This is a genomic window from Saccharothrix sp., from assembly GCF_031180885.1.
Classification (GTDB): domain Bacteria; phylum Actinomycetota; class Actinomycetes; order Mycobacteriales; family Pseudonocardiaceae; genus Actinosynnema.
In genome coordinates, this window is record NZ_JAPSLK010000099.1 from 1 (window position 1) to 7,722 (window position 7,722).

Below are 7,722 nucleotides of genomic sequence, written 5' to 3' on the forward strand. Positions count from 1 at the left end.
TGCCGCCCGGTCCCGGTCTCGCTCTTGCGTGCGCTCACAAGCTCAGATGTCATCACTCACAGTGCCCATCCCGCCGGACCCCAGGCCCGGCGTGTCGGGCCGAACACACCGATCTTGAAACAGTCCCCTGAGCGTCGGCGGCTCGATGCCGAGTCGACCGCCCGAACTCGGCTTCGGTGGGCGGGCGGCGGCTTGTGGCGGGGCGTAGTGGGCGTGTTCGGAGGGTGTCCGGCGGGTGTGGTGACGGTTGGCGACGGGGTGGGGTGCTTGGCGAATTGTTGGCGGGTTGTAGGTGACTTGGGTTGTGGGGTGGGTACCCCGTTCGCACTTGCCGCCGGCGGGAGGAGTGCGACGTGTGGACGGTCAGCGGTCATGCGCGGCGGCTGGGGCGGGTGGTTCGGGGGTTTGTGGGAGAGCAGGTGGTGTTGGTCGCGGTGTTGGAGCTGCCTCGGTTGTTGCGGCATCCGGCTTGGCGGCGGGTTGATCCGCGGCAGGGGCGTGGGGTCGGCGTGGTGTTGGTTCCCGGGTTCGGGTTCGGGGATCGGAGTCTGGCGGTGGCCTCGCGGTGGTTGCGGGTGCGGGGGTATCGGCCGGTTGGGGCTCGGATCGGGTTGAACGTCGGGTGCACGACCGAACTGGTGGAGCGGTTGGAGAAGCGGACTGCGGAGCACGTTGAGGCGACTGGCGGGCGGGTGATCCTGTTCGGGCAGAGTCGAGGTGGGTGGTTGGCTCGGCTGGTGGCTTCTCGGCGGCCGGATCTGGTGCGCGGGTTGGTGATGCTGGGGAGTCCGGTGCTGGACCCGCTGGGTGCGCACCCCGCCGTGGTCCGGGTGGCGCGGATGTTGGCTCGGGCTTCCGCTTGGGGCGTACCGGGGTTGCTGAACGAGCAGTGCTTCACGGGTGACTGCTACGACACGAACATCGCCGCGCTGGCCGCACCCCTGCCGCCGGAAGTGCATGCGCTGGCACTGTTCTCGGCCCACGACATGATCGCGCCGCCCGAACTGTGCCGCGACCCCTGCGCCGAGTGCGTCGAAGTCCGCAGCACCCACACCGGGATGGGGCTGGACCCCGACGTCTACGCGGCCGTCGAACCCCGCCTCGCCGAGTGGGTCGGGGATCAGCCCGAGGACGCGTTGCGCGCGGCGGAGGGGCGGAGCACGTTGAGCACGGCCATGTAGCGGGTCGGGAAGAGGCGCGCCAGGAGGTCCGGGGCGATCGCCGAGAACGCGATCAGCACGCGGGGGCGGCGCTTCTCGACCCCGGCCAGGATCTTCTCCGCCGCCTTGCCGGCCGGGTAGGTCAGGAGTTTCGCGAAGCCCTCCTTGCCCTGCGACACCTCCGCCGCCGGCACACCGGAGCCCACGCGCGCCGACTCGGCGATGCGGGTGCGGATGCCGCCGGGGTGCACGGTGGTCACGCCGACGCCGCGCGGAGCCAGTTCGTGCCGCAGCGCCTCGGAGAACCCGCGCAGCGCGAACTTGCTCGACGAGTACGCGGCCTGGCCGGGCGGCGCGATGAGGCCGAACAGGCTGGACACGTTCACCACGTGACTGCCCGGCGACTCCAGCAGCCGCGGCAGCAGCAGACGGGTCAGGGCGACCGGCGCGCGGAAGTTCACGTCCATCACCCAGTCGAACTCCTCGGCGCTGACCTGATCGAACTGCCCGCCCAGCGCGACGCCCGCGTTGTTCACCAGCAACGTGATGCGTTCATGAGCCGACAACACTTCAGCCACCAAGGCGGGAATACCCGACACATCGGACAAATCGGCGACGATGCTGTCGACCGTCACGCCGGGGTGCCGCCGGCCGATCGCGTCCGCCACCGACTTCAGCCGGTCCGCGTCGCGGTCCAGCAGGACCAGGTCGCTGCCACGCGCCGCGAGCCCGTGCGCCAGGTGCTCGCCGATGCCGCTCGCCGCGCCCGTGACCACCGCCGTGCCGCCGCTGAACCGGTAGTTGTCCATGGGGACCAGCGTGCCCAACGAGCCGATGCGAACACTTGACCCTGCGCGACAGAGATTTGTCTTTGGGCGACACGGGCGCGGAGCGGGTGGCGGCATGGCGGCGCGGGGGCGAGGCGACGGCGGGGACGGGGCGACGGCGACGGCGGGGACGAGGGCGGGGCGAGGCGGGGGCGACGGCGACGGCGGGGCGACGGCGTGGGGTTGGGGTTGGGGGTTTGGTTGGGGGAATGTCGAGCAGGCGGCGCGGGCGCGCTATCGCTTGGCTGCGCCGAGGCCGGTGCGGCGGATGGAGGTGGGTGTTGAGCCCCACCAGCGGCGGCAGCAGCGGCTCAGGGCGGATTGTTCGGACAGGCCCAGCATCCCGGCCACCTGGCTCATCGGCATGTCCGTCGTGGTCAGATAGCGCAGTGCGGCCTGCCGCCGGACGTCGTCGAGGATCTCGGCGAACGTCGTCCCCTCCGCCGCCAACCGCCGCTGCAACGTCCGCGGGTGCACGTTCACCAAGCGCGCCACCGCCTCCACCTCCGGCGGCATGGTGCCCAGGGACTGCACGACCACCCCGCGCACCCGCAACGCCAGTGACGCCCCCTCCCCCGCGGTCTGCTCGGCCAGGAACGCCAGCGCCAGCCGCCACACCCGCTCGTCACCGCCCGGCAACGGCTGCGCGGTCAGGCTCCGCGGCACCCGCAACATCGCCGCCGAGCGTCCACAGTGGACAGTAGTGCCGAAGAACTCCTCATACACCCCAAGCGACACCGGCGTGTAAGGCAACTCCACCGACCGCAGCCCGTAGGACCCTCCGACCAGGAACCGGATCGCCCGGTGCAGGAACCCCAACCCGAGGTCCGTCGCCTGCACCGACTCCTGCAACCACGGCGGCTGCCCGTACCGCAGCGCCGCCACACCCCGCGCCCGATAAGGGTCGTCCTCCATGGTCAAGCTCAGCGAACGGGCGTGCACGAACAGGTACCGCGACGTGCACTCCAGCGCGTCGGCCACGGTCGGCGAGTTGCGGATGGCCAGCGCGAGCGGCCCGAGCATGCCGAAGTCCTGCCGGGACGCCACCCGCAACCCCAGGTCGGGGCACTGCAACGCCTCGGCCGCGATCTCCAGCACGGCCACCACCGCCCGGTCGGACACCAGCAGGTCGTCCACGTCCAGCGCGGCGATCGGCAGGCCCGCGGCGGCGGCGTAGTCGTCGGCGTGCCCGCCCAGCTCGGCCACCGTGGCGCGGAACCCGCGCAACCCGGCCGACCGGACCACCGACATGTCGTCCAGGGTCAAATAACTGTCGTGCGAAGTCAAGAACAGGAACCGGCGGGTTCAGCACACTGGGGCCCATGGCGACCACGGAACCCTCCCACCTCGACGTCGTGATCGTGGGCGCGGGCCTGTCCGGCATCGGCGCGGCGTACCGGCTGAGCACCGAACACCCCGGCCGCACCTACGCGATCCTGGAGGCGCGGGACGCGATCGGGGGCACGTGGGACCTGTTCCGCTACCCCGGCGTCCGCTCCGACTCGGACATGTTCACCCTCGGCTACCCGTTCAAACCGTGGCGGGACGCGAAGGCGATCGCCGACGGGCCGTCGATCCGCGACTACATCCGGCGCACCGCCGCCGAGCACGACATCGAGCGGCACATCCGGTTCCGCACCAAGGTCGTCGCCGCCGACTGGTCGACCGCCGACCAGCGGTGGACCCTGACCCTGTCCGATGGCGGCACGCTGACCTGCGGTTTCCTCTACTCCTGCGCCGGCTACTACGACTACGACCGCGGCCACGACCCGGAGTTCCCCGGCCGCGAGTCCTTCGCGGGACAGGTGGTGCACCCGCAGTTCTGGCCGGAGGACCTGGACTACGCGGGCAAGCGGGTCGTCATCATCGGCAGCGGCGCGACCGCCGTGACGCTCGTGCCCGCGATGGCCGACACCGCCGCGCACGTGACGATGCTCCAGCGCTCCCCCACGTGGATCAGCCCCGTCCCGGGCCGCGACAAGATCGCCGACACCCTGCGCGCCGTGCTGCCCGCGGACCTCGCCCACAAGCTCGCGCGGGCCAAGAACATCGCGTTCACCACCGGCTTCTACCAGTTCTGCCGCCGCTTCCCCGGCGCCGCGCGGAGCCTGCTGACGAAGCTGTCGACCAAGTCGCTGAACGACCCGGCGGCCGTGCGGGAGCACTTCACGCCCACCTACGACCCGTGGGACCAGCGGCTGTGCGCGGTCCCGGACGCCGACCTGTTCAAGGCGGTCAAGCAGGGCAGGGCGGCCGTGGTGACCGACCACGTCGACGAGTTCGTGCCCGAGGGCATCCGGCTCAAGTCGGGCAAGGTGCTGCCGGCGGACGTCATCGTGACCGCGACCGGGTTGCGGTTGCAGGCGTTCGGCGGGATCGAGCCCAGCGTGGACGGGACGCCGGTGGAGCTGTCGGAGCAGTTCGTGTGGCGCGGCGCGATGATCACCGGGCTGCCGAACTTCGCGGTGTGCATCGGGTACACCAACGCGTCCTGGACGCTGCGCGCCGACCTGTCGTCGCGGCTGGTGTGCCGGGTGCTGGACCACTTGGACCGCAACGGGTTCAGCTCCGTGGTGCCCCGGCCGGACCGGGTGATGGCGAAGCAGCCGCTGCTGGACCTGGCGTCCGGGTACGTCCAGCGGTCCATCGGGGACTTCCCCGGGCAGGGCGACCGGAGCCCGTGGCGGGTCCGGCAGAACTACGTGATCGACGCGGTCCAGACGCTGCGCGGCGAGATCGGCGACCAGCTCGCCGGCACCCGCGCCACCAAGCCGGCGGGCGTGCGGTGACGGCGACCGACACCACGACCGTCCAGGTGGACGGCGTCGCGGTCCGGGTGCGGGTGTCGGGGCCTGAGGACGGCGCGCCGGTCATGCTCGTGCATGGCATCGGCCGCAGCCTGGAGGACTGGCAGGACGCGCAGGACCGGCTGGCCGCGGACTTCCGCGTGATCAGCATGGACCTGCCCGGCTTCGGTCTCACCCCGAAGCTGCGCGCCAAACCCGGGCTGCCGACGTTCGCACGAGCCGTCGTCGGCGTGCTGGACGCGTTGGGCGAACGGCGGCCCGTGCACCTCATGGGCAACTCGCTGGGCGGCGCGGTCGCCATGACCGTCGCCACCACGCGGCCGGAGCGGGTGGCGTCGCTGGTGCTGGTCAACAGCGCCGGGTTCGGCCGCGAGGCGAACCTGCCGCTGCGGCCCATGCTCTACGGGGTGCTGTCGGCCTTGCCGCTGGTGGGCGGGCGGTTCCGGCCGTTGGCGCGGGACGCCGGGTTGGCGCTCAACCAGGCCCTGTTCGCCGATCCGGCGTTCGCGACGCACGAGATGGTGCGGCACGCGGCGAAGGTCGGCCGGCAGCCGGACTTCCGGGCCACGTTCGTCGGGACCCTGATGACCTTGGGCGCGCCCTTGTTGGGCAGTTGGCCGGGGTGGCGGCGGGCGTTGCCGGCCGCGGTGGCCACGGCGGGCAAGCCGGTGCTGGTGGTGTGGGGCGACCGGGACACCGTGCTGCCGGTCGGGCACTTCCACGCCGCCGTCGCCGCGCTGCCGGACGCGCGCAGCCACCTGTTCCCCGCCACCGGGCACATGCCGCAGATCGAGCGGGTCGAGGAGTTCACCGCGCTCGCCGCGGACTTCGTGTCCGCCGCGGCTGTGCCATGATCGAATCGTGGTCAAAGCTCGGGTCGTGCTGCCGCTGTTGCTGCTCGTGGGCGCGTGCGGGGCACCGCCCGTGGCCGCGCGGTCGGGTGATCTGACGCTGGTGCCGACGGTATCGGCCCCGGTGTGCCCGGAGTCGGGGGTCGAGGTGTCGGCGCTGGAGTCCGAGGCCGCGTCCGGGCTGCGGGTGCTGACGCTGAAGATGGTGAACTGCGGCACCGAGCCGTACACCGTGACCGGCTACCCGGACGTGCGGCTGCTGGACGCCGACGGGCGGGAGTTGGACGTGCGGGTGCTGGCCGGGGCCGCCTCGGCGGAGATCTCCAGCGTGGAGTCGTTCACGGCGGAGCCGCAGGAGGTCGTGCTGCAGCCCGGTGGTCACGCCACGTCCGCGCTGCTGTGGCGCAACACCTACGACGACGTGTCGGAGCCGCCGCAGGTCGGGGTGAAGATCGACATCGCTCCGGTCGCGGGCGCGCCGCGCCAGACGTTCACGCCTCGGCTACCGCCCAACGGGGAACCCAGCCGGGTCGACGCGCCCGCGGTGACCCTGGACCTGGGCAGCACCGGACGCATCGGCGTCGCGCCGTGGAGGGCTCAGTAGTCCTCGTCGTCGTAGTACTCGCGGTCGTAGTCGACCTTCGCCGGGCGGTTGGACCAGGCGTCGAACACCACGAGCAGGATCGCCGCCACGATCACGACGACCCCGACGATCGCGATGCCGCCCCAGAACGACAGGCCCGCCAGCAGCAGCATCGGCAGCACGGCGAACAGGCAGAACGGGTCGACCCGCCCGAAAGCCGGCCGCCGCTGCCCCGAAGATCGACCGTACTGCCCCGCCATCAGCCCGCCCGTCAGTTCGTCCGCCATGTCCGGTCCACCGCGAGGGCAGCCCCGAACAGCATAATTCGCCGCCGCCGAGATGTACGGGGGGTTACGGCCTGGGCCCTCCGGACTCGGGCAACCCGGTGATCACCCTCTCCTGGTGGATGCCCGTGCGCGGCGGGGTGTGACCTTGCTCTCCGGCTAGAATCGGCGGTGCACGACTGGCGTCGGGTGGATTCACCACCGGGGAGTGCAAGCGAGCCGGCATCGCCCGCCTGGGTGCCCCTCATTCCTTCGGGTGAGGAGTACCGCCATGACCGCACGCATCCTCGACGGCACCGCCGTGGCCAGGACCCTGCTGGAGCAGACCGCCTCCCGCGCTTTGGCGTTCTTGCAGTGCACCGGCCGCGCACCCCTGCTGGCCACCGTCCTGGTCGGCGACGACCCCGCGTCCCAGACCTACGTGCGCATGAAGCGCTCCCGGTGCGCCCGGGTCGGCATCGAGTCGCGCGCGGTGGAGCTGCCCGCGTCGACGACCACCGAGGAGTTGGTGGCGCGGATCGCGGAGCTGTCGGCCGACCCGCTGGTGGACGGCATCCTGTTGCAGCACCCGGTGCCGGGGCACATCGACGAGCGGGCGGCGTTCGAGGCGATCGCGCCGGGCAAGGACGTCGACGGGGTGACCATGCACAGCTTCGCGGCGATGGCGTTCGGCGAGCCCGGCTTCCACTCGTGCACGCCTGGAGGCATCCTGCGGCTGCTGGACGCTTACGGGATTCCGCTCGCGGGTCGGCACGCGGTGGTGGTCGGTCGGAGCCCGATCCTGGGCAAGCCGGTGGGGATGTTGCTGCTGGCCCGCAACGCGACCGTCACCTATTGCCACTCGCGGACCGAGGACCTGGCGTCGGTGGTCGGGACGGCGGACATCGTGGTGGCGGCGGTGGGCAAGCCGGAACTCGTGCGGGGGGCGTGGCTCAAGCCGGGGGCGGTGGTGGTGGATGCCGGGTACAACCCCGGGAACGTGGGGGACGTGGAGTACGTGGCGGCGAGCGAGCGGGCCGGGTTCATCACGCCGGTGCCGGGTGGGGTGGGGCCGATGACCATCGCTTTGCTGTTGGCGCAGACGGTGGACGCGGCGGAGGCGGCGGAGAAGTCGCTGGTCACGGCCTGAGGTGTGGCCTCCGGCCCCCGTCTCCATGATCCCACGGGGGTACGACATTCGGCGGCGCAGCGGTGACGGAGGCCGCGGCGG

The 7,722-nt window shown here is 71.9% G+C and carries 8 protein-coding genes and 1 riboswitch; of the genes, 5 read left to right on the forward strand and 3 right to left on the reverse strand.

Annotated elements, in window-relative coordinates:
- Window positions 1-353 precede the first annotated feature (353 nt).
- Complete coding sequence (locus tag RIN75_RS42900) at window positions 354-1,181, forward strand: alpha/beta hydrolase (protein ID WP_375296102.1); 828 nt, start codon at window positions 354-356, stop codon at window positions 1,179-1,181.
- Here the strand turns inward: RIN75_RS42900 and RIN75_RS42905 are convergent.
- A complete protein-coding gene (locus RIN75_RS42905; RefSeq protein WP_309117859.1) occupies window positions 1,121-1,969 on the reverse strand; it encodes an SDR family NAD(P)-dependent oxidoreductase in 849 nt (282 codons plus the stop codon). The two genes, RIN75_RS42900 and RIN75_RS42905, sit on opposite strands and share 61 nt — an antisense overlap.
- 252 nt (window positions 1,970-2,221) lie before the next feature.
- Entirely contained in the window at window positions 2,222-3,274 is a 1,053-nt protein-coding gene (locus RIN75_RS42910; protein ID WP_309117860.1) for an AraC family transcriptional regulator, read from the reverse strand.
- Window positions 3,275-3,309: 35 nt separating this feature from the next.
- On the opposite strand from RIN75_RS42910, the gene RIN75_RS42915 reads away from it, so the two are divergent.
- Genes RIN75_RS42915 through RIN75_RS42925 form a run of 3 tightly spaced genes read left to right on the forward strand, consistent with a single transcriptional unit; the run spans window position 3,310 to window position 6,249 of the window.
- Window positions 3,310-4,776, forward strand: coding sequence for an NAD(P)/FAD-dependent oxidoreductase (locus RIN75_RS42915; protein ID WP_309117861.1), 1,467 nt, complete (start codon window positions 3,310-3,312; stop codon window positions 4,774-4,776).
- On the forward strand, window positions 4,773-5,648 hold the full coding sequence (locus RIN75_RS42920) for an alpha/beta fold hydrolase (protein ID WP_309117862.1): 876 nt from the start codon (window positions 4,773-4,775) through the stop codon (window positions 5,646-5,648). Before RIN75_RS42915 ends, RIN75_RS42920 begins: the two co-directional genes overlap by 4 nt.
- 7 nt (window positions 5,649-5,655) lie before the next feature.
- The gene (locus RIN75_RS42925; protein ID WP_309117863.1) at window positions 5,656-6,249 is read left to right on the forward strand and encodes a DUF4232 domain-containing protein; all 594 of its coding nucleotides are present in this window, start codon (window positions 5,656-5,658) and stop codon (window positions 6,247-6,249) included.
- Here RIN75_RS42925 and RIN75_RS42930 read toward each other — a convergent pair.
- A complete protein-coding gene (locus tag RIN75_RS42930) occupies window positions 6,243-6,515 on the reverse strand; it encodes a hypothetical protein (protein ID WP_309117864.1) in 273 nt (90 codons plus the stop codon). The two genes, RIN75_RS42925 and RIN75_RS42930, sit on opposite strands and share 7 nt — an antisense overlap.
- Before the next feature lie 162 nt (window positions 6,516-6,677).
- A riboswitch (ZMP/ZTP riboswitch) is annotated at window positions 6,678-6,758 on the forward strand.
- A gap of 25 nt (window positions 6,759-6,783) precedes the next feature.
- Between RIN75_RS42930 and RIN75_RS42935 the strand changes: the two genes are divergently transcribed.
- On the forward strand, window positions 6,784-7,641 hold the full coding sequence (locus RIN75_RS42935) for a tetrahydrofolate dehydrogenase/cyclohydrolase catalytic domain-containing protein (protein ID WP_309117865.1): 858 nt from the start codon (window positions 6,784-6,786) through the stop codon (window positions 7,639-7,641).
- Window positions 7,642-7,722 lie beyond the last annotated feature (81 nt).